22 protein-coding genes are annotated in these 16,825 nt (G+C 67.5%); 12 read left to right on the forward strand and 10 right to left on the reverse strand.

Going from position 1 to position 16,825, the window contains the following annotated elements; genetic code table 11:
- Positions 1-358 (forward strand): tetratricopeptide repeat protein (locus tag VHB27_RS03380; RefSeq protein ID WP_325597515.1); only part of this gene is annotated, 358 nt, incomplete at its 5' end.
- A 40-nt stretch (positions 359-398) separates the two neighbouring features.
- On the opposite strand, the gene VHB27_RS03385 is transcribed toward VHB27_RS03380, so the two are convergent.
- From VHB27_RS03385 to VHB27_RS03400, 4 genes are all read right to left on the reverse strand, one after another.
- A complete protein-coding gene (locus VHB27_RS03385) occupies positions 399-698 on the reverse strand; it encodes a ribbon-helix-helix domain-containing protein (protein ID WP_325597516.1) in 300 nt (99 codons plus the stop codon).
- Between the two features lie 167 nt (positions 699-865).
- Positions 866-1,330: an Lrp/AsnC family transcriptional regulator gene (locus VHB27_RS03390; protein WP_325597517.1), complete on the reverse strand. Its 465-nt coding sequence runs from the start codon at positions 1,328-1,330 to the stop codon at positions 866-868.
- A gap of 84 nt (positions 1,331-1,414) precedes the next feature.
- A complete protein-coding gene (locus tag VHB27_RS03395; RefSeq protein WP_408903971.1) occupies positions 1,415-1,714 on the reverse strand; it encodes a BolA family protein in 300 nt (99 codons plus the stop codon).
- An 85-nt stretch (positions 1,715-1,799) separates the two neighbouring features.
- Entirely contained in the window at positions 1,800-2,222 is a 423-nt protein-coding gene (locus VHB27_RS03400) for a CHRD domain-containing protein (protein ID WP_325597518.1), read from the reverse strand.
- 177 nt (positions 2,223-2,399) lie between these two features.
- On the opposite strand from VHB27_RS03400, the gene VHB27_RS03405 reads away from it, so the two are divergent.
- Positions 2,400-3,365, forward strand: coding sequence for an aldo/keto reductase (locus tag VHB27_RS03405; RefSeq protein ID WP_325597519.1), 966 nt, complete (start codon positions 2,400-2,402; stop codon positions 3,363-3,365).
- A 32-nt stretch (positions 3,366-3,397) separates the two neighbouring features.
- Here VHB27_RS03405 and VHB27_RS03410 read toward each other — a convergent pair whose 3' ends face one another.
- Positions 3,398-4,546: an amidohydrolase gene (locus VHB27_RS03410; protein WP_325597520.1), complete on the reverse strand. Its 1,149-nt coding sequence runs from the start codon at positions 4,544-4,546 to the stop codon at positions 3,398-3,400.
- Between the two features lie 265 nt (positions 4,547-4,811).
- On the reverse strand, positions 4,812-5,660 hold the full coding sequence (locus VHB27_RS03415; RefSeq protein WP_325597521.1) for an LLM class F420-dependent oxidoreductase: 849 nt from the start codon (positions 5,658-5,660) through the stop codon (positions 4,812-4,814).
- Positions 5,661-5,870: 210 nt separating this feature from the next.
- On the opposite strand from VHB27_RS03415, the gene VHB27_RS03420 reads away from it, so the two are divergent.
- Together VHB27_RS03420 and VHB27_RS03425 are read left to right on the forward strand one after the other, a co-directional pair.
- Positions 5,871-7,241, forward strand: a complete 1,371-nt coding sequence (locus tag VHB27_RS03420) for a YeiH family protein (protein ID WP_325597522.1) — start codon at positions 5,871-5,873, stop codon at positions 7,239-7,241.
- A 10-nt stretch (positions 7,242-7,251) separates the two neighbouring features.
- Complete coding sequence (locus tag VHB27_RS03425; protein WP_325597523.1) at positions 7,252-7,464, forward strand: hypothetical protein; 213 nt, start codon at positions 7,252-7,254, stop codon at positions 7,462-7,464.
- 12 nt (positions 7,465-7,476) lie between these two features.
- Here the strand turns inward: VHB27_RS03425 and VHB27_RS03430 are convergent, their stop codons facing one another.
- Positions 7,477-8,634, reverse strand: a complete 1,158-nt coding sequence (locus VHB27_RS03430; RefSeq protein WP_325597524.1) for a GNAT family N-acetyltransferase — start codon at positions 8,632-8,634, stop codon at positions 7,477-7,479.
- Positions 8,635-8,657: 23 nt separating this feature from the next.
- Positions 8,658-9,125, reverse strand: coding sequence for a RidA family protein (locus VHB27_RS03435; protein WP_325597525.1), 468 nt, complete (start codon positions 9,123-9,125; stop codon positions 8,658-8,660).
- Positions 9,126-9,307: 182 nt separating this feature from the next.
- On the opposite strand from VHB27_RS03435, the gene VHB27_RS03440 reads away from it, so the two are divergent.
- Positions 9,308-9,631 carry a type II toxin-antitoxin system RelE/ParE family toxin gene (locus tag VHB27_RS03440; RefSeq protein ID WP_325597526.1) on the forward strand — a complete coding sequence of 108 codons (324 nt, stop codon included), beginning with the start codon at positions 9,308-9,310 and terminating at the stop codon, positions 9,629-9,631.
- Positions 9,628-9,924, forward strand: a complete 297-nt coding sequence (locus VHB27_RS03445; protein WP_325597527.1) for a helix-turn-helix domain-containing protein — start codon at positions 9,628-9,630, stop codon at positions 9,922-9,924. Before VHB27_RS03440 ends, VHB27_RS03445 begins: the two co-directional genes overlap by 4 nt.
- A 7-nt stretch (positions 9,925-9,931) precedes the next feature.
- On the opposite strand, the gene VHB27_RS03450 is transcribed toward VHB27_RS03445, so the two are convergent.
- Positions 9,932-11,368 carry a TSCPD domain-containing protein gene (locus tag VHB27_RS03450; RefSeq protein WP_325597528.1) on the reverse strand — a complete coding sequence of 479 codons (1,437 nt, stop codon included), beginning with the start codon at positions 11,366-11,368 and terminating at the stop codon, positions 9,932-9,934.
- 307 nt (positions 11,369-11,675) lie between these two features.
- Here VHB27_RS03450 and VHB27_RS03455 point away from each other — a divergent pair, with 307 nt between their 5' ends.
- The 6 genes from VHB27_RS03455 to VHB27_RS03480 all read left to right on the forward strand — a co-directional run bounded on the left by VHB27_RS03455 (position 11,676) and on the right by VHB27_RS03480 (position 15,604).
- Entirely contained in the window at positions 11,676-12,029 is a 354-nt protein-coding gene (locus VHB27_RS03455; RefSeq protein WP_325597529.1) for an NADH:ubiquinone oxidoreductase subunit NDUFA12, read from the forward strand.
- A gap of 7 nt (positions 12,030-12,036) precedes the next feature.
- Complete coding sequence (mlaD, locus tag VHB27_RS03460) at positions 12,037-12,531, forward strand: outer membrane lipid asymmetry maintenance protein MlaD (RefSeq protein WP_325597530.1); 495 nt, start codon at positions 12,037-12,039, stop codon at positions 12,529-12,531.
- Positions 12,532-12,615: 84 nt separating this feature from the next.
- A complete protein-coding gene (locus VHB27_RS03465) occupies positions 12,616-12,765 on the forward strand; it encodes a hypothetical protein (RefSeq protein ID WP_325597531.1) in 150 nt (49 codons plus the stop codon).
- Positions 12,762-14,087, forward strand: coding sequence for a DUF2155 domain-containing protein (locus VHB27_RS03470; RefSeq protein WP_325597532.1), 1,326 nt, complete (start codon positions 12,762-12,764; stop codon positions 14,085-14,087). The genes VHB27_RS03465 and VHB27_RS03470 overlap by 4 nt, the downstream gene beginning before the upstream one ends.
- Complete coding sequence (gene otsB, locus VHB27_RS03475; protein ID WP_325597533.1) at positions 14,084-14,824, forward strand: trehalose-phosphatase; 741 nt, start codon at positions 14,084-14,086, stop codon at positions 14,822-14,824. The genes VHB27_RS03470 and otsB overlap by 4 nt, the downstream gene beginning before the upstream one ends.
- Before the next feature lie 60 nt (positions 14,825-14,884).
- The gene (locus VHB27_RS03480; protein ID WP_325597534.1) at positions 14,885-15,604 is read left to right on the forward strand and encodes a haloacid dehalogenase type II; all 720 of its coding nucleotides are present in this window, start codon (positions 14,885-14,887) and stop codon (positions 15,602-15,604) included.
- A gap of 28 nt (positions 15,605-15,632) precedes the next feature.
- Here the strand turns inward: VHB27_RS03480 and VHB27_RS03485 are convergent, their stop codons facing one another.
- Positions 15,633-16,817: a fumarylacetoacetate hydrolase family protein gene (locus VHB27_RS03485; protein WP_325597535.1), complete on the reverse strand. Its 1,185-nt coding sequence runs from the start codon at positions 16,815-16,817 to the stop codon at positions 15,633-15,635.
- Between the last annotated feature and the right edge of the window lie 8 nt (positions 16,818-16,825).

Consider the following 16,825-nt stretch of genomic DNA (forward strand, 5'->3'; position numbering starts at 1 on the left):
GGAGGCGGAGGTCGAGGCGCTGATGGCCGGCTACAAGCCGGGCTCGCCGCTGCCGGGACCGGTCGAGGGGCTGCTGCGCCGGATCAACGCGAAGGACCCGAAGCAGACGATGGCGTTGTGGTATCTGGGCCTGATCGCGGCACAGGATCACCGGCCGGATGAGGCACGACAGCACTGGCAGGCATTGGCGGCGGAGTTGCCGGCGGGATCGCCGGACCGGAAACTGGTCGAAGAGGCGATTTCGACGTTGTCCGATAAAGGAACGGAGGCCGATCAAGGATCGGGGGCCGATGGGGCGGACAAAGGAGCAAAAAGTCCGGCTGCCACGCCGTCAACGACGACTGAAAGCCCGAAATAGCCGCAAGCCCATCATCCTGTTGGCACTTGCGGATCGTAAGTCACGCGGCAGAACGGACGTATTCGCCCATCCGGCTGCGCAGGATCGGACCATGGCCGGCGCCGGCATGCCCGTGTTCCGTGGCCGCGACACGAAAGTAGTTCAGGATGAACACCCGGATCGCGCTGGTGCGCCCGCCGGTATGTCCGCCGGCTTCGACCTGGCGGACGAGCGCACCGATGTCCTGGTCTTCGCGTTCGCAGATCTCGCTGAGCGCATCCCAGAGTTCCGGTTCCAGGCGCATGCTGGTTCGCCCACGTTCGGCGACGACGTTTCGGTTGATAAGACGACTGATCGACATGGCTACCTCCTAAAGGCCGGAGGCAGGAAACCATGCCAGGGTTAACAATCGGTTCACGGCCTGTGGAAAACTGATCGGCTCCGCATGCGCCCCCCGAGGCACCCCCCGAGGCACCCCCCGAGGCGCCCCCCAGGGCACGCCCCTGGGCAATCCTTCAAAGCAGCCCTTCAGATCGGCAGCGCGGCCGCCTTCATCCGTTCCATGCTGAACCGGCTGCTGACGTTGCGCAGCGGCACCGCCCCGATCAGCTTGCGGTAGAACGTGTCATAGGACGCGATGTCCGGCACCACGACATGCAGCAGGTAGTCGACGTCCCCGCTCATGCGCCAGGCATCGACGATCTCGGGCGTGTCGCGGATCACGTCGGCGAAGCGCGCCAGCCATTCCGAGGAGTGGTCGGCGGTCTCGATCGCGACGAACACCGAGACCGGCAGTCCGACCTTGTCGGCATCGATGATGGCGACCCGGCGGCGGATGATGCCCTCCTGCTCCATCCGGCGGATGCGCTTCCAGCAGGGCGTGGCGGTCAGCCCGACCTTCTCGGCGATATCGGCCAGCGACATGGAGGCATCGACCGAAAGCAGCCGCAGGATCTCCCGATCGACCCGATCGAGCTCTTTGTCGAGCGCCATATATTTTCCTCTCCACAATCGGCGATCTGCCGAGCGATTTTTCCTCTGATGATGGATAGAGGGGGATCGGGGAGAAGAAAATACTTATTTCAGGCTATCATGCTCATGCGGGGTGCGCAGGATGAGCGACAGCGCGTGCATCCCCCCCTCCTCCGCCGATCCGAACTCCGCCGCCAGCGCGACATGCACCGCTCGGGATCGGTCGACGCGGGTCATGCCCTCGAATACGGTGCTGACCAGCAGGATGTTGTAGTGCGTCTGCCCCCCTCGTCGAGCGCCGGCATGACCGGCGTGGCGGGCACTATCGTCCTGGACGTCCAGGACGGCGGGGGCGAATTCCGTCGTGAGAGCGGAGCGGATGCGGCTGGCGCGATCGTTCATCATGGCGATGAATATCGGCGTCCGGTGCCGCCAGGGAAAGAGGTGGACGACGGCCTGCCTGCCGCGATCGGCCGTCGTCCCTTCCCGCCTATTTCGTCAACTGTCCGCGGATGGCGCCGGACGGATCGTTCTTCGTATGGACGTTCACGTACAGCATGCCGCTTTCCAACTCCTTCTGCTGGGCCTCCGTCAGCTTGGCCGTCACATGGATCGGGCTTTTCGGCGCGTTGCCCAACGGCACGACCACACCGGCGTTCTTCCCCGCCGGGGCCGGCCCATGGATATGGGCCGCGGTCACGTCGCTGGCAAAGCCGCTGAATGTCACGTCCACCGTCAACTCGTGGGTCGCGGTGTCCAGCGTGGCGGTGGCCTCGCCCGTGCCCGTCGACTTCGTCGGCGGCACCTCGGATGCCGCCGTCAGGGTAGCGTGGTATTTGACCGTCGCGGCATGCGCGCCGAAGCTCGCCGCCACCACGAAAGCGCCCGCAAGCGCCAGGGAACGAACTGTCATGGAACCTCCTGGACGTAATCTCGGCTCCCGAACGATTGGCCGAGGCTTCGACCATGTGGCGACCGTTCACCGCTCGCGAAAGACCGTCTCCCGGCACGTTCCGGTGACATTTCCGGTCCCTCTGGACCGATTCCGGTGAAGCTGCGAAAGACTCGTCAGGGACTAGGGGAAATCGTCATGCAACTGCATCCGTTCGGCTCGCTGTTTCCGGTCTCGACGCTGACGCTGGGCGGCGGCGGCCTGGGGATGCTGTGGGGCAAGACCACGTTCGAGGAATGTGTCGCCACCGTCCACGACGCCGTGAAGGCGGGGATCAACCTGCTCGACCTCGCCCCACGCTACGGCGACGGCAAGGCCGAGCGCGTGGTGGGGGAGGCGTTCGGCGGCCGCGTGCCGGCGGGGGTCCGCATCACGAGCAAATGCAACCTCGGCAACCCGGCGCCCGGAAAGGTGCTGTCGGTCTTCCGCCAGTCGATCGAGAGCAGCTTGCGGCTGCTGCAGCGGGACCGGCTGGACATCTTCTTCCTGCATTCGAACGTCGCGCCGGACGGGCATCCGATGTGGAACGCCCCGGACGTCAGCCGCCTGACGCCGCTGTCGCTGTATCGATCGCATGTCCGGGACGCGATGGAGAAGCTGAAGGAAGAAGGCCTGATCGCCGCCTGGGGCCTGACCGGGATCGGCCATCCCGACGCCATCATCCAGGTGCTGGCCGAGGCGCCGAAGCCGGCCGCCGTGCAATGCATCGCCAACCTGCTGGACAGCCCGGGCGGGTTGAAATTCTACGCCGATCCGGCCAAGCCGCGCGCGGTGATGGCCGCCGCTCGGACCAACGGGGTCGGGATCATGGGTATCCGCGCGGTACAGGCCGGCGCGTTGACCGCGGCGATCGACCGCGACCTGCCGCCCGACCATCCCGAGGTGCTGGACTACCGGAAAGCCGCCGGCTTCCGCGCGATCTGCGCCGAGATTGGTGCGGACCCGGCGATCGTGGCGCATCGCTACGCGCTGGGCCTCGATATCGACACGCTGGTGCTGGGGGTGAAGAACCGGGCGGAGTTGACCGGCTGCATCGCTGCCGCCGAGGCGGGGCCCCTTCCCCCCGACCTCGTCGCCCGGATCGACGCCAGCGTCGCCGGCTAGCCCGTCGGTCTACGCCGTAGTCGTTTACGCCCTCAGGCCACGCCGAGCGCCTGCTTCGCCACCGACGCCAAATAGCCCGAGGCGGCTGGCAGGATCGCGTCGTTGTAGTCGTAGTTCGCGTTGTGCAGGTCGCGCCCGCCCTCCGACGGACCGTTGCCGATCCAGACGAACGCGCCTGGCCGTTCGCCCAGGAACCAGGCGAAATCCTCCCCCGTCATCGCCGGCGGAAGGTCGCGGCGCAGCTTCAGTCCCGCGGCATTGACCGCCTCCACCGCCAGGTCGCGCTCGGTCGGCCAGTTGCCGGTCACGGGCAGGCCAGCCGGGATCTCGACTTCGATTGACACGCCGAAGGTGCGGGCGACGCCGTCGGCGACGCGGCGGATGGTTTCGTGCATGGTGGCGCGGACGTCCTCCGACAGGCAGCGCATGGTGCCACGCATCACCGCCTTGTCGGGGATCTGGTTGGCGGCCGACCCGGCCTGGATCATGCCGATCGTAATGACCGCGGCCTGCAGCGGATCGACGCTGCGCGACACCACCGATTGCAGCGCCAGCAGCAGGTGGCCGGCGGCGACCATCGGATCGCGGGTCAGATGCGGCAGCGCCGCGTGACCCGAATGGCCCGTGACGGTGAAATAGAGCCGGTTGCCGGCGGCCATCACCGGCCCGTCGTGCACCGCGATCGCACCCGCCTCCAGCCCCGGCCAGTTGTGGTAGCCGAAGATTCGTTCCATCGGAAACCGTTCGAACAGGCCGTCGGCGATCATGCTGCGCGCGCCGCCGCCGCCTTCTTCCGCCGGCTGGAACACGAACTGCACCGTGCCCGACCAGTTCGGATCGGCTGCCAGCAGCGCCGCGGCCCCCAGCAGCGAGACCGTGTGCCCGTCATGCCCGCAGGCATGCATCACGCCGGGCTTGCGCGAAGCGTGCGGCAGGCCCGATGTTTCCTGGATCGGCAACGCGTCCATGTCCGCGCGCAACCCGACCGCCCGGTTTGATTCGCCCCGGGTCAAGGTCGCCACCACGCCATGGCCGCCGACATTGGCGGTGAATGGAACCCCCAACTCCCGCAGCTTGGATTGCACGAAGGCGCTGGTGTCCGCCTCCTGCAGGGTCAGGTCGGGGTTGGCGTGCAGATGTCGTCGCCAGGACGTCAGTTTATCGTGCAGGGCCTGGTCCATCGTGTCTCCAAAAAACGGCGCATGTTCGGGCATAGCCTTGCGCGGCCGGGCGAACGGGCGCAAGGGTCATGCCATGACGCGCCGCAGGAACCGTCCGATCAGGCCATCGCGTCGCACGCCCGACCGACCCCTGAAAGGACCGGCCGAGGTGCCCGAGGTGCGAAGCGTATCCTCCGCCCCGCCCCAACCGGACGAGGCATCCAAGGAATCGCCCGAGACCGAAGCCATCCGCCGGATGATCGAGGCAGCCTACACCTGATCCCGGTCAGAACCGGCGCATCAGGTCTGCCCACAGATCGAGCATCGGCAGGATCTTGTCCGCCGGTTCGGACGGCAGGCTCGGATAGACCATCTCGACGCCCAGCTTCGCATAGGATTCGATCAGCGCCGCATCCGGCGGCTGGGCACCAATGATGATGGGCATCGCAGCCGGATCGCGGCCGGCTTCGGACGCCATCTGGCGGAACCGGGGGATGACCTCGCTCAGCGGCGCCTTGTCGGCGCCGGTGACCTGCGGCAGCCAGCCATCGGCATAGCGGATCGCGCGGCGGGCCGAATAGGGGAATGCCCCGCCGACGAAGATGGGTGGATGCGGTTTCTGGACGGGTTTCGGCCAGGTTGCAATCGGATCGAAATTGACGAACTCCCCGTGATATTCAGCGGCGTCCTGCGTCCAGATTGCCTTCATGGCCTCGATCCGCTCCCGCGCCAGCTTGTGCCGGGAGGCGAAGATGGTGCCGTGGTTCTCCATCTCGTCCTGATTCCAGCCGTTTCCGATCCCGAACACAAAACGGCCGCCGGACACCTGGTCGATCGATGCGACGGATTTCGCAAGCTGGATCGGATCACGCTGTGCCACGAGACAGACGCCGGTGCCGATCCTCAGCCGCTTCGTCACCGATGCCGCGACGGCCAGCGTCACGAACGGGTCCATCACGTCGTAATAGCGCTTCGGCAATTCGGGACCGAGCGGGAATGGGGTCTTGCGGCTGAGGGGGATGTGGGAATGTTCAGGGGCCCAGAGCGTATCGAAGCCGCGCGCTTCCATTTCGGTCGCCAGTTGCGCCGGCGAGATTGAATAATCGGTGAAGAACATCGAGGCGCCGAATTTCATGTCACTCTCCACGCGTGAATCACGGTATTGAATTACCACCCTGATCGGCGGGTGTTTCACTTGACTGTCCCATAGGTTGTGCGCTGTGTCACTCTTAAGATTATCTAAAAAATAGCTCGAATGCATCTGCATTTGTCTTAAAGAAGATGAACTTCCCAATTTGAAAATGATCCGCTACATGACCGTCATGATATATCACCGTGGATGTTCATGAGCGTGATCGCCCCCCGTCGCATGGAATCCGAACCGAACACGCTGACGACGGAAGACTGGTGCGCGGTCGCCGTCGGGTTACTGCTGGTCGTCGCGGGCGCCATCGCTTTTCGTTGCGGCCTCAGCCTGGACGTGCTCGCGGTGGTGCCGCGGCCTTGGAGCGGCTATGCGGACCTCCTGGCGCAGGTCGGCGGTGATCTGCCGCGCTACGGCACCCTTGCCGCCACGCTGCTGATCCTGTTCACCGCTTCCGCGGTCGCCCTCGGCCTCAGGCCCCTGCGGTTCGCGGCGGGCTTCGTCGTGCTGATGCTGCTTGCGATCCTGACGCTGGCGATCGGTGCCTGGCCGCCGGTGCAGCGGATCGCGCTGGAACCGTTGCTCATCGCGCTCCTGCTGGGCATGGTCCTGGGGAACGCGATCCGCCTGCCGGTCTGGATCAAGGAAAGCTTGCGGGCGGAGCTTTATATCAAGACAGGCATCGTGCTGCTGGGCGCCACCTTGCCTTTGCCGCTGATGCGCCTGGCCGGTCCGGTCGCCATCATCCAGGCCTCGGTCGTTTCGATCGTGACGTTCCTGACGATCTTCGGCGTTGCGCGGTTCCTGGAAGTCGACCGGCGTTTGGCGGCGCTGCTCGCGGCGGGCGGCTCTGTCTGCGGCGTGTCGGCCGTCATCGCCGTCGCCGGCGCGGTGCGGGCCAAGCGGGAGCATGTGTCGATCGCAACGATCACGACGGTCGCCTGGTCGCTGGTCATGATCGTGCTGCTGCCGCTGCTGGCGCGCGCCTGGTATCTGCCCGCGGGACCGGCCGGGGCCTGGATCGGCGCCTCGGAGTTCGCCGATGCGCCGGGGTTCGCCGCCGTCCAGGTCTATAACGGCCTGCTGCGCTCGGGGACACTTGCCGGAACGCCGGACCAGACGGTTTGGGCCTATACCCTCGTCAAGGTGATCGGCCGTGACACATGGATCGGGCTATGGGCCGCCGTCCTGTCGTTCCAGGCCGTGCTGCGCTGGGAAAAGACCGAGGGTTACGCGACGGACCTGTCACAGGCCTGGCGGCGCTTTCCCAAATTCATCCTTGGCTTCGTCGCCGCCTCCATCGTGGTGGCCTGGACGGACGACACGGCGAACCTCGCCGCGTTCAACGCCGTCGTCCGGCCGCGCCTGACGGATCCGCTGGACGGACTGCGCAACCTGATGTTCACGTTCAGCTTCGTCAGCATCGGCGCATCGATCCGCCTGCGCAGCATGCTGCCGGTCGGCGCCGACGCGTTCGTCGCTTTCGCCAGCGGGGTTGTCGTGAATCTCGTGCTGGGCTTCCTGCTGTCGGCGGTGGTCTTTCAGGGTTATTGGATCGGGATCGCCCGTTGAGGACCGCGGCATGAATCGGTCGGCAGACGAGCGCTGCGGGACCTGCGCATATTTCATCAAGGACCGGGCGGCGATCGAGGCGGCGATTCCGAACCTGACGATCATCGGCTCCGCGTATGCTTCCGTCGCCGGTTCGGACGGGCTTTGCCGTCATCACGACGAAATCCGGCCTGCGCGCGACGCCTGTTCGGCATACCGGAGAATGGACGATACGACCCGGTAACGGGTCCGGCGGTCAGTCGTCGCCTTTGCGGAACGGCGAATCGTCCGCCAGCGCAGCCATCTCCGCCTCGATCCCGGCACGCTCCTCGACCAGGAAATTCGCCACCGCCCGATGCAGCCCCGGATGGGTGATCCAGTGCGCCGAATACGTGTGGCGCGGCATGTAGCCGCGCTGGATCTTGTGACGGCCCTGCGCGCCGGCTTCCACGCGCTTCAGCCCGTGCTCGATCGCCCAGTCGATCGCGCGATAATAGCAAAGCTCGAAATGCAGGAACGGCCAGTCACCGCGGCATCCCCAGTTGCGCCCGTACAGCGCCTCATCCCCGGCGAGGTTCAGCGCACCCGCCACCGGCCTCCCCGCGTTCTCGGCATACATCAGCACGACCTTGTCGCCGAGACGCTCGCCCAGCAGCGAGAAGAATTTGCGCGTCAGGTAGGCCGACCCCCACTTGCGGTCCACGGTCGACTGATAGAAGCCGTAGAACGCGTCCCAGTGGCGTTCGGTGATGTCGGCGCCCGACAACGCGTGAAACGTCAGCCCCGCCGCGTTGGCGTCGCGCCGTTCCCGGCGCAGGACCTTTCGCTTGCGCGACGACAGCGCGCCCAGGAAATCGTCGAAGTTGCCGTAGCCGTCATTTTCCCAATGAAACTGCATGCCCACGCGCTGAAGCCACCCGGCCTCACCCAGTTCTTCCCATTCGTCCGGCTGGCAGAAGGTGATGTGGACGGATGAGGTATCGAGCGATTCGCAGGCCTGGCGGAACGCGCTGCCGAGCGCTGCGACAGGGATGCCGGCGCCCGGGCGGCGCAGCAGGCGCGGGCCCGGCACAGGGCTGAACGGCACCGCGACCTGCAGCTTGGGGTAATAGCGCTGGCCGACCCGCTCCAGCGCATTGGCCCAGCCATGGTCGAAGACATACTCGCCGTAACTGTGCGACTTCGCATACATCGGCGCGACGGCAACGACCCGGTCGTCCTCGGCGCGCAGGACCGCGTGCTGCGGCAACCAACCGGTGCGGCTGCTGGCCGACCCGCTGTCTTCCAGCGCGCTCAGGAAGGCATGGCTGACGAACGGATTGCCGCTTCCGGCGCAGGCGTTCCAGTCGGCGGCGTCGATATCCGCGATCCGGTCGTGGAGCGTGAGCGTCAGCGAGGCCGATCCGTCTGGCATGCATGCTCCCTTTGGTGACGTCCTTATATGACTTCGAACAGGCCCTCGACCTCGACTGCGGCGTCGGCCGGCAGGGATGGGACGCCGATCGTGGTGCGGGCGTGTCGCCCGGCCTCCCCGAACACCGCGACCGCGAGGTCGGAGGCACCGTTCATCACCAGCGCATGCTGGGTGAACTCCGACGGCGCGGCGATGAAACCGCCCAGCCGGACCACCCGGCGCACGCGATCCAGGTTGCCGCCGCAGGCCGCCTTCAGGTGCACCAGCACGTTGATGAAGCACAGCCGTGCAGCTTCCTTGCCCTGGTCAAGGGAGACGCTCCAGGACACCTTGCCGGTCACCGCGATCTTGCCGTCCACCGCAGGCACCTGGCCGGAGACATAGACCAGGTTCCCGGTGACGACATACGGAACGTAATTGGCGATCGGCTGCATCGGCAGGGGCAGCGCAATGCCCAGTTCCGCCAAACGCGCCTCGATCTGTCCGGCCATCCTGTCTCTCCCGTGTGGTGCCCGCATCATGGCGTTCGGCGCCGCGTGAGTCACGCCGGATATCGCAGTGCAGCAGATGAGCGGGGTTAATCGATTGGCAACGATCGCCGCGTAGCCTGGCGCGGACGGACATTTTCCGCTTGCCGTCTTATAACCTTTTAGCTATAGAAGGGCCAACGACGATGTGGACCGTCGAAACACTGGACGCCACGGTCGATGCCGAGATTGCCGCCCTTCCTACCGACATGCGGGCGCGCCTCAGCCGGATATCCTTCCTCATCGAGGATTTCGGCCTGGAGCGGGTGCATGAACCGCATGTCAAGCATCTGCAAGGCCCGATCTGGGAAATGCGGATGACGGGTCGGGATGGTATTTCCCGGGCGTTGTACGTGGCGGCGGAAGGGCGGCGCGTCGTGATCGTCAGGGTCTTCGTGAAGAAAGCGCAGAAGACTCCGAACCGCGAACTGAAGCTGGCCCTGCGACGGGCGAAAGGACTGATACCATGACCCGCCTTCGCGATCTGCACGCCCGGTGGCAGGCCGATCCGGCCTACCGGGCCGAATACGAAGCGCTCGACGAAGAATTCGCCCTTGCCGAAGCGCTGATCCGCGCCCGAGCTGACGCCGGGCTGACCCAGGAACAGTTGGCGGAGCGCATGGGCACCAAGCAGGAAGTGATCGCCCGTTGGGAAAGCGGCCGCGTCCTGCCCTCCACCCGCACCCTGCTCAAGCTGGCGCACGCAACCGGCAACACCTTGCGCATCAGCTTCCAGCCGATCGCCAACCCGGCGACTGCCTGACTGCCCGCTACCGCGACACCACGCGCAGGTTGCGCCGCCGCGCCCGGGGGGAGGCTTCCGACGGCAAGTCCAACGGCAGCAGCGGCGATTGCTCCCGAGCGCCGTGGCCGACGGTGTCGGAGTCTTCGATCTCGGCTTCAGGAAGGTCGTGGCGGCCGAGGTAGTTCGCCGCCAGGTGACGGAAGGCATAATCGATCAGCGACGTGGCCGAATGCACCGCCGGATCGCCCTCGACCGCGCCGGCGGGACCGAAGCGGGTGAAGGTGAAGGCCTCGACGAAGCGCTCCAGCGGCACGCCGTGTTGCAGGCCCAGGCTGACGGCGTGGGCGAAGTTGTCCATCAGGCCGCGGAACGCCGCGCCTTCCTTTTGCAGTGCGATGAAGACTTCCCCCAAGGTGCCGTCGTCGTACTCGCCCGTGCGCAGGAACAACTTGTGCCCTCCGACCGAGGCTTTCTGCGTGTAGCCGCTGCGCCGTCCGGGCAGGTCGCGCCGGCGCGGCGGGGTCGCGGGGACGACCAGCGGCACCGGACGCGGCGGCATCGCGTGCACGAACGGGGCGACCGCGTCATGCATCGCCGCATGCGCCGACACGCCGTAGAGCGGTATCGGGCTGCCGCCCGAAAGCGCGGCGGCCAGCGCTTCCTCGGCGGTGACGCCGCTGACGGCGAGCCAGGCCCGCGCGGCACGGGTCAGGCCACCGGTCTCGCTGACAGCGGAAAAGGCGGGGGCGATGCCGCCGGTTTCCACACCCAGCAGCGCCTCGGCCAAGCCCGGCCGCGTGATCGCCGTCGTCGCCCGATGCCGCAGCCCCTCGACCGCCGCCGCCGCTTGCCGCGCCGCTCGGGCGGCTTCCGGCAAGCCGCGAATCGGGCATCGGGCCGGCGGCGTCGGCCAGGTGAAATCCGCCGGGCGCATCGGCCCGCCCAGAGGCGGTCCCAGCCGCCCGATCCGCGCCGAGGCGGCATCCGCCCGGCCGCGCAGGATCGCCGCCAGGCACGCCGCCGTCTCCCGCGCCGCTTCGGACGCATAGTCGATCCCCAGCGCCGCCAGCAGGCCTGCGAGGTCCGCCATCCCGACATCGATATCGCGTACCCGCGGCGCGGCGAGGCTCAGCGCCGTGACCGCGGTCTCGATCGCTTCGGCGAAATCGGCGGCGTCGAATTGGCCGTCGCTGTCGAGGAAGGCCGGCAGGTTGAGCACGAAGCCCGGCCCGTCCGGGGCCTCCCCGTGCCAGACCGGCTCGGTCGGCGCCGCGCGGCGCAGCAGCAGCAGGCGATGCAGCCGGTCCGCGAGCGGCAGGTCCAAGCCCGCCTGCTGCGCCGCAGCGGCGATCGGGGCGATCCAGGCATGCGCCGCGGTGGCCAGCGTCACCGGCCCCTTGCCCGGTCCCAGCGCGGCCAGCGCGGCGGCCGCCGAATCGTCCCAACTGGCGGGCAGCGTCACGCTTCGCGGTGCTGCGTCGGGATCGGAAGCGGCTTCCGTCCGGCGCGTGCGTACGCCATGCCAGGTCCGATGCGGCGACACGCGCTGAGAGGCAGTTCGTTCGGCTTTCATGGGGTCCGAGACTAAGCGGGAACAAAGGGCTGCGACAGGGTATTTGGTGCTAAAATCGCTCTCAAGACCCAAAATCTTGGGGATAACTCCAAATTGTCACCGGTTCCCGCAAGCAGGCCATTGTGCCGCAACGGCACGTCCGCATTGTTGGCATGATGGGTGGACCAAACAGCGGGGCCTGCGTATATGTCGCGCCATGAGTATCGGCACTTGGTTATTCACCAAGCTGAAGGGCCGCCAGACCGGTTCGGACGCGATGGGCAACCTGTATTACGAGGAAAAGCAGCCGCGCCCCGGTTCCCTGCGGGCTCGGCGGTGGGTGGTCTATGCCGGCGCGCCGGAAGCCAGCGTGGTGCCGCCGGAATGGCACGCCTGGCTGCACTACACGACCGATGCGCCATTGCCGCAAACCGGCCGCAAGGCCTGGCAGAAGCCGCATGTGCCGAACGCTACCGGCACGCCGCTGAGCTATCGTCCGCCCGGGCATGACTACCAGGGCGGACACCGCGCCCGCGCCACGGGCGATTACGAAGCCTGGACGCCAGGCTAGTACTGGAATGGGCCGGCACGGGATTGCCGAGGTCCTGACGGGCGCGTTCGTGCTGATCGTGGCGATCGGCTTCCTGGGTTACGCGATCGCGCATTCGGGCCGCACCACGGGCACAGGCTACACGCTCTATGCCCGGTTCGATCACATCGACGGCCTGGCCATCGGCGCCGATGTCAGCATTGCCGGCGTCAAGGTGGGGTCGGTCACAGGCGAGCGTATCGACCCGAAATCATTCGCCGCGATCGTCGCGATGACAGTACGCGACGACATCCAACTGCCCAAGGACAGTTCGGCGGAAATCGAGAGCGAAAGCCTGCTGGGCGGGAAATACATCAACCTCTCGCCCGGCGGCGACGAAACCAACCTGAAGCCGGACCAGACGATCACCATCACCCAATCGTCGATCAGCCTCGAACAGTTGCTGGGCAAGTTCATCTTCAGCATCACCAACCTGAACGGATCGAAGGGCCAGTCGGGCAGCGGCACTTCCCCGTCGAAATAGCAGAGAGCAGCCATGATCCCGCCACCGCCGACGCACTGGCCTGGCCTGGATGGAAACGCCGTGGGTTGCCGTGAAAAACTGAAGATGCTGACTGAGAACTACAGCGAGGTCGCGCAGGTGCTGCGCGATGCGTTCGAGGACGCGATCCTGATGGGCGTCGAGGAACAGGCCATACGGCAAGTCCTGCTGGACGTCGTCGCCGGCCTCGAATCGCCGAAGCGAGCGGTCCGTTGAGCCGGCGCTTCGCCGCCGCCTCCTTGCTGGCGGTCGGCCTTGGGGTGCTGCCGCGGCTCGGTTCGGCGCAGGCGCCGCCGATCCAGGACGATCCGTTGGCCAGCCAGCACGTCCTGCGTCCGCCGCCAGGCTACCGCCAGCCGACGGACACAGCCAACCGCGGACAAACCTATGGCACGTCCCAGGTGCCCCCCATTCAGTCGCCTCGCTACGATGGCTACGGCCTGGACCAGGGCGGACAGTCCGGCCAAGCGCAGGCCCAGGGGCAGACCAACGCCACGGCGTCTCCCTATGGCCCGGTCGAGACGCAGGGTTATAGCGGTTCGTTCCTGGGCGCCGGCGGTGGACAGCTTCCCGGCTCCGGCACGCCACCCGCACCGACCCCCTATGGTCCGACGCGATCCGCGCCGCCGAACCAGGGCTATGGGGCGGGTCAGTCCGCGGGGCCGCCCCCGGCTTACGGGCCGGTGCAATCCGTCCCGCCGAACTACGGCGCAAACCAAGGTGGGTCCGGCGTACCGCCGCTCCAGTCCCCGCGTTATGAACGGACACCAGGCGACATAAACGCCAACGGGTCGGCGACGCCGTCCTATCCCTATCCGGACTCGGGCACCGGGACGGGCGATTCCGGCAGCCAAGGCCAGATCGTCCAGGAACCCTTGGCGCCGCCCACGTCCGGATCGCAGCAGACGGCGAGTCCCTCTCCAAGCGGTCCATCCCCGAATGGTCCGCCCTCGAGCGGCACGCCCACCGCCGGCGCGGCGGCACCGGCCGGCCAGGCAGTGCCGGGACAGGCCTCCAACGGCCAGGCTGCCGGCGGACAGGTCCCCAACGGCCAGGCTGCCGGCGGACAGCCTGGACAGACGCCCGCCACCGGGTCCTCTTCGCCGCCTTCGTCAGGCGCGCCGGCGCAGGTTGCCACCCCCCAGCCCGCGCCGGCCGGAACGCCATCCGGCGCCGCACCGGGGGCGCCCGGCAGTTCCGCCGAGGCCAGCACGGGATTCGCCCCCCCACCCCCGCCACCGAACATCTGGCTGCCGGCCGGCGTGGCCAAGCTGCAGGCCTTGGACAAGGTCAACGCCCAAGCCTCCACGCTGTCGGTCAAAGTCGGGCAGACCACGACCTTCGGGTCGCTGAAGATCACCGTAAAATCCTGCGTCGTCCGGCCACCGGACCAAGCCGCCGACGCCGCGGCCTATGTCGACGTGACCGACAACCATCCCGACGCCGAAGGTTTCAGCGGCTGGCTGCTCAAGGACGAACCCTCGGTTTCGATGATGGAGTCCCCGACCTACGACCTGCGCGTGACGGGCTGCACATGAACCTCGATCCCCTGCCCCCCTTTGGCCAGACCGCGCTGTTGCTGGACATGGACGGGACGCTGATCGACCTCGCGCCGACGCCCGAAGGCGTGGAGATCGACCCTGTCCTGCCCGATACGCTGGCGGCCTTGCGGGATCAATTGGGCGGCGCGCTGGCCATCGTCACCGGCCGGCCGATCGAGACCGTTGACCGGTTCCTGGGGCCTGCTCCCGGCGCCGTCGCGGGCGAACACGGCGGCGCGTTCCGCTTCATGCCCGACATGGCGATCGAGCGGCCGAACCTTCCCACCCCTCCCGCCGCCTGGCTGGCCGAGGCGGAGCGGCTGGCCGCCGCCTATCCCGGCGCGATCCTGGAACGCAAGGCGCGCGGGTTCGCGCTGCACTACCGCCAGGCACCGGAAGCCGAGACCGCGTTCCTCAAGGCCCTGACGGACCTGCTGGCAGACGACACCGGCTTCCACATCATGCCCGCGCACAAATTGTGGGAGGTCCGGCCCGTCGGCGCCGACAAGGGCGGCGCGGTCCAGGCGTTGCTGAAGCACGCGCCGTTCGCCGGGCGCTTGCCGGTCTTCATCGGCGACGACGTCACCGACGAGGACGGCATGCGCGCGGCCCGAGCGCTGGGGGGCAGCGGGTATCGGGTGGACGAGGCGTTCGGCGCGCCACGGGACGTGCGGGCCTGGCTGCGGGAAGCCGCCGATCGCGGCGATTGGGCGCCACTGCCGCGGGTGGCTTGACCCGGCGCGCCGGGCCGGTCACATCTCCCGCCACCACACAACCTCCCGGATGATCCCATCATGGCACTGCGCGATCATGACGTGCTGAGTTTCGACTGCTACGGCACCCTGATCGACTGGGAGTCCGGTCTCTATAACGCGCTCGGCCCCTTGCTGGAGCGCGCCGGCGTGTCCCTGTCCCGCGACGCGGTGCTGGAGACCTTCGCCCGGCATGAATCGGCACAGCAGGCCGCGACGCCCGACATGCTGTACGACGCGCTGCTGGCCGAAGTGCATGGCCAGCTTGCCGCGGCCTGGGGCGTGGCGCGCGACGCGGCCGAGGACGCGCGGTTCGGCGCCTCGGTCAGCGATTGGCCGGCGTTTCCCGACACGGCGGACGCGCTGCGGTACCTGAAGCAGCATTACCGGCTGATCATCCTCTCCAACGTCGATCGTCGGAGTTTCGCTGCGTCGAACGAGCGGCTGGGCGTCGCATTCGACGCCGTCTACACGGCGCAGGATATCGGTTCCTACAAGCCGGACCGACGCAATTTCGCTTATCTGATCGAGCGGGTCGCCGAACAGGGGACCCCGAAGGAGCGGCTTCTGCACGTCGCGCAGAGCCTGTTCCACGACCACGTGCCTGCCAATGCGATGGATCTGGCCTCGGCCTGGATCGATCGGCGCGGCGCCGCAGGTGGCAGTGGTGCGACCGCACCGATTTCGGAGCCGGTTCGTTACGATTACCGCTTTCCGACGCTGGGCGCCTTGGTTGACGCACACCGGTCGGGGACGGTGTAGAGCCGGACGCTTGGCGGGACGCTGACCCTCACCCCCGCAGCAACCCGCGCGCGGCCAGGTTGCGCATCAGCGCGCTGACGCCGAACAGCCAGGGTTCGCAGCGGTCCGTCGGCATCATCCGGTTGACGAGGCAGCCGAGCCGGGGGGCTGCGATGCTGACGATGTCGCCGGTCTTGTGGGTGAAGCCCTGGCCGGGCGCGTCGCGGTCCTGGATCGGCGCGAACATCGTGCCCAGGAACAGCACCGCGCCGTCGGGGTAACGGTGATGGGCATTGACCATCTGGGCCACAAGGTCCGCCGGGTCGCGGCTGATCCTGGCGATCGACGACGAGCCTTCCAGCACGAACCCGTCCGACCCATCCACCCGCAGCGTCACGGTTGTGGAACGAATATCGTCCAGAGTGAAACGATCGTCGAGGAAGCGCAGCAGCGGTCCGATCGCGCAGGACGCATTGTTGTCCTTGGCCTTGCCCAGCAGCAGTGCCGACCGCCCCTCGACGTCGCGCAGGTTGATGTCGTTGCCAAGCGTCGCCGCGACGATGCGGCCGGTGGAAGCGACCGCCAGCACCACTTCCGGCTCCGGATTGTTCCAGGATGAATTCGGATGGATGCCGCCATCCATCCCGGTCCCGACGGCGGCCATCGGCTGCGCCTTGGTGAAGATCTCGGCGTCGGGGCCGATCCCGACCTCCAGGTACTGGCTCCAGGCGTTCTGGCTCATCAGCACCTGCTTCAGATGCATTGCCTCCGCCGATCCCGGCTTCAGCTTGCCCAGGTCGTCGCCGACCAGGCGGGTGACCTCGGCGCGGATCGTGGCGGCCGAGGCGGCGTCGCCGCGCGCGCGTTCCTCGATCACCCGTTCCAGCATGGAAATGGCGAAGGTGACGCCGGCGGCCTTGATCGCCTGCAGGTCGATCGGCGCGAGCAGCCAGGGACGGGAACGGTCGCGGGTCTCGCGCGCCGTGTTGGCCAGCAGCGCCGCCAGCGGCCCCAGCGCCTGTCCATCGGCAGCGCGCAGGGCATCGGCGGGATCGGACGCCTCGCACAGGTCCCGCATGGTGGGGAAGCGCGCCGAAATGTCGATCACCTGGTCGTCGCGGACGGCTACGACGGCGGGGCCGCCGGCGTCGGGCCGCCAGACGCGACCGGCAAGCGCCGCGGCGCCGGCATCCTCCGGCAGGGCGGCCTGGATCAAATCGGGATATGAGGTCATGCGGACGT

This window comes from Rhodopila sp. (assembly GCF_035548235.1).
GTDB lineage: Bacteria > Pseudomonadota > Alphaproteobacteria > Acetobacterales > Acetobacteraceae > Rhodopila.

What these genes read in the sequence shown, in the direction of transcription:
- VHB27_RS03385 (WP_325597516.1), bottom strand. Translation starts at nt 698, where the DNA reads ATGTCGATCAGTCGTCTTATCAACCGAAACGTCGTCGCCGAACGTGGG.
- VHB27_RS03390 (WP_325597517.1), bottom strand. Translation starts at nt 1,330, where the DNA reads ATGGCGCTCGACAAAGAGCTCGATCGGGTCGATCGGGAGATCCTGCGG.
- VHB27_RS03395 (WP_408903971.1), bottom strand. Translation starts at nt 1,714, where the DNA reads ATGATGAACGATCGCGCCAGCCGCATCCGCTCCGCTCTCACGACGGAA.
- VHB27_RS03400 (WP_325597518.1), bottom strand. Translation starts at nt 2,222, where the DNA reads ATGACAGTTCGTTCCCTGGCGCTTGCGGGCGCTTTCGTGGTGGCGGCG.
- VHB27_RS03405 (WP_325597519.1), top strand. Translation starts at nt 2,400, where the DNA reads ATGCAACTGCATCCGTTCGGCTCGCTGTTTCCGGTCTCGACGCTGACG.
- VHB27_RS03410 (WP_325597520.1), bottom strand. Translation starts at nt 4,546, where the DNA reads ATGGACCAGGCCCTGCACGATAAACTGACGTCCTGGCGACGACATCTG.
- VHB27_RS03415 (WP_325597521.1), bottom strand. Translation starts at nt 5,660, where the DNA reads ATGAAATTCGGCGCCTCGATGTTCTTCACCGATTATTCAATCTCGCCG.
- VHB27_RS03420 (WP_325597522.1), top strand. Translation starts at nt 5,871, where the DNA reads ATGAGCGTGATCGCCCCCCGTCGCATGGAATCCGAACCGAACACGCTG.
- VHB27_RS03425 (WP_325597523.1), top strand. Translation starts at nt 7,252, where the DNA reads ATGAATCGGTCGGCAGACGAGCGCTGCGGGACCTGCGCATATTTCATC.
- VHB27_RS03430 (WP_325597524.1), bottom strand. Translation starts at nt 8,634, where the DNA reads ATGCCAGACGGATCGGCCTCGCTGACGCTCACGCTCCACGACCGGATC.
- VHB27_RS03435 (WP_325597525.1), bottom strand. Translation starts at nt 9,125, where the DNA reads ATGGCCGGACAGATCGAGGCGCGTTTGGCGGAACTGGGCATTGCGCTG.
- VHB27_RS03440 (WP_325597526.1), top strand. Translation starts at nt 9,308, where the DNA reads ATGTGGACCGTCGAAACACTGGACGCCACGGTCGATGCCGAGATTGCC.
- VHB27_RS03445 (WP_325597527.1), top strand. Translation starts at nt 9,628, where the DNA reads ATGACCCGCCTTCGCGATCTGCACGCCCGGTGGCAGGCCGATCCGGCC.
- VHB27_RS03455 (WP_325597529.1), top strand. Translation starts at nt 11,676, where the DNA reads ATGAGTATCGGCACTTGGTTATTCACCAAGCTGAAGGGCCGCCAGACC.
- mlaD (WP_325597530.1), top strand. Translation starts at nt 12,037, where the DNA reads ATGGGCCGGCACGGGATTGCCGAGGTCCTGACGGGCGCGTTCGTGCTG.
- VHB27_RS03465 (WP_325597531.1), top strand. Translation starts at nt 12,616, where the DNA reads ATGCTGACTGAGAACTACAGCGAGGTCGCGCAGGTGCTGCGCGATGCG.
- otsB (WP_325597533.1), top strand. Translation starts at nt 14,084, where the DNA reads ATGAACCTCGATCCCCTGCCCCCCTTTGGCCAGACCGCGCTGTTGCTG.
- VHB27_RS03480 (WP_325597534.1), top strand. Translation starts at nt 14,885, where the DNA reads ATGGCACTGCGCGATCATGACGTGCTGAGTTTCGACTGCTACGGCACC.
- VHB27_RS03485 (WP_325597535.1), bottom strand. Translation starts at nt 16,817, where the DNA reads ATGACCTCATATCCCGATTTGATCCAGGCCGCCCTGCCGGAGGATGCC.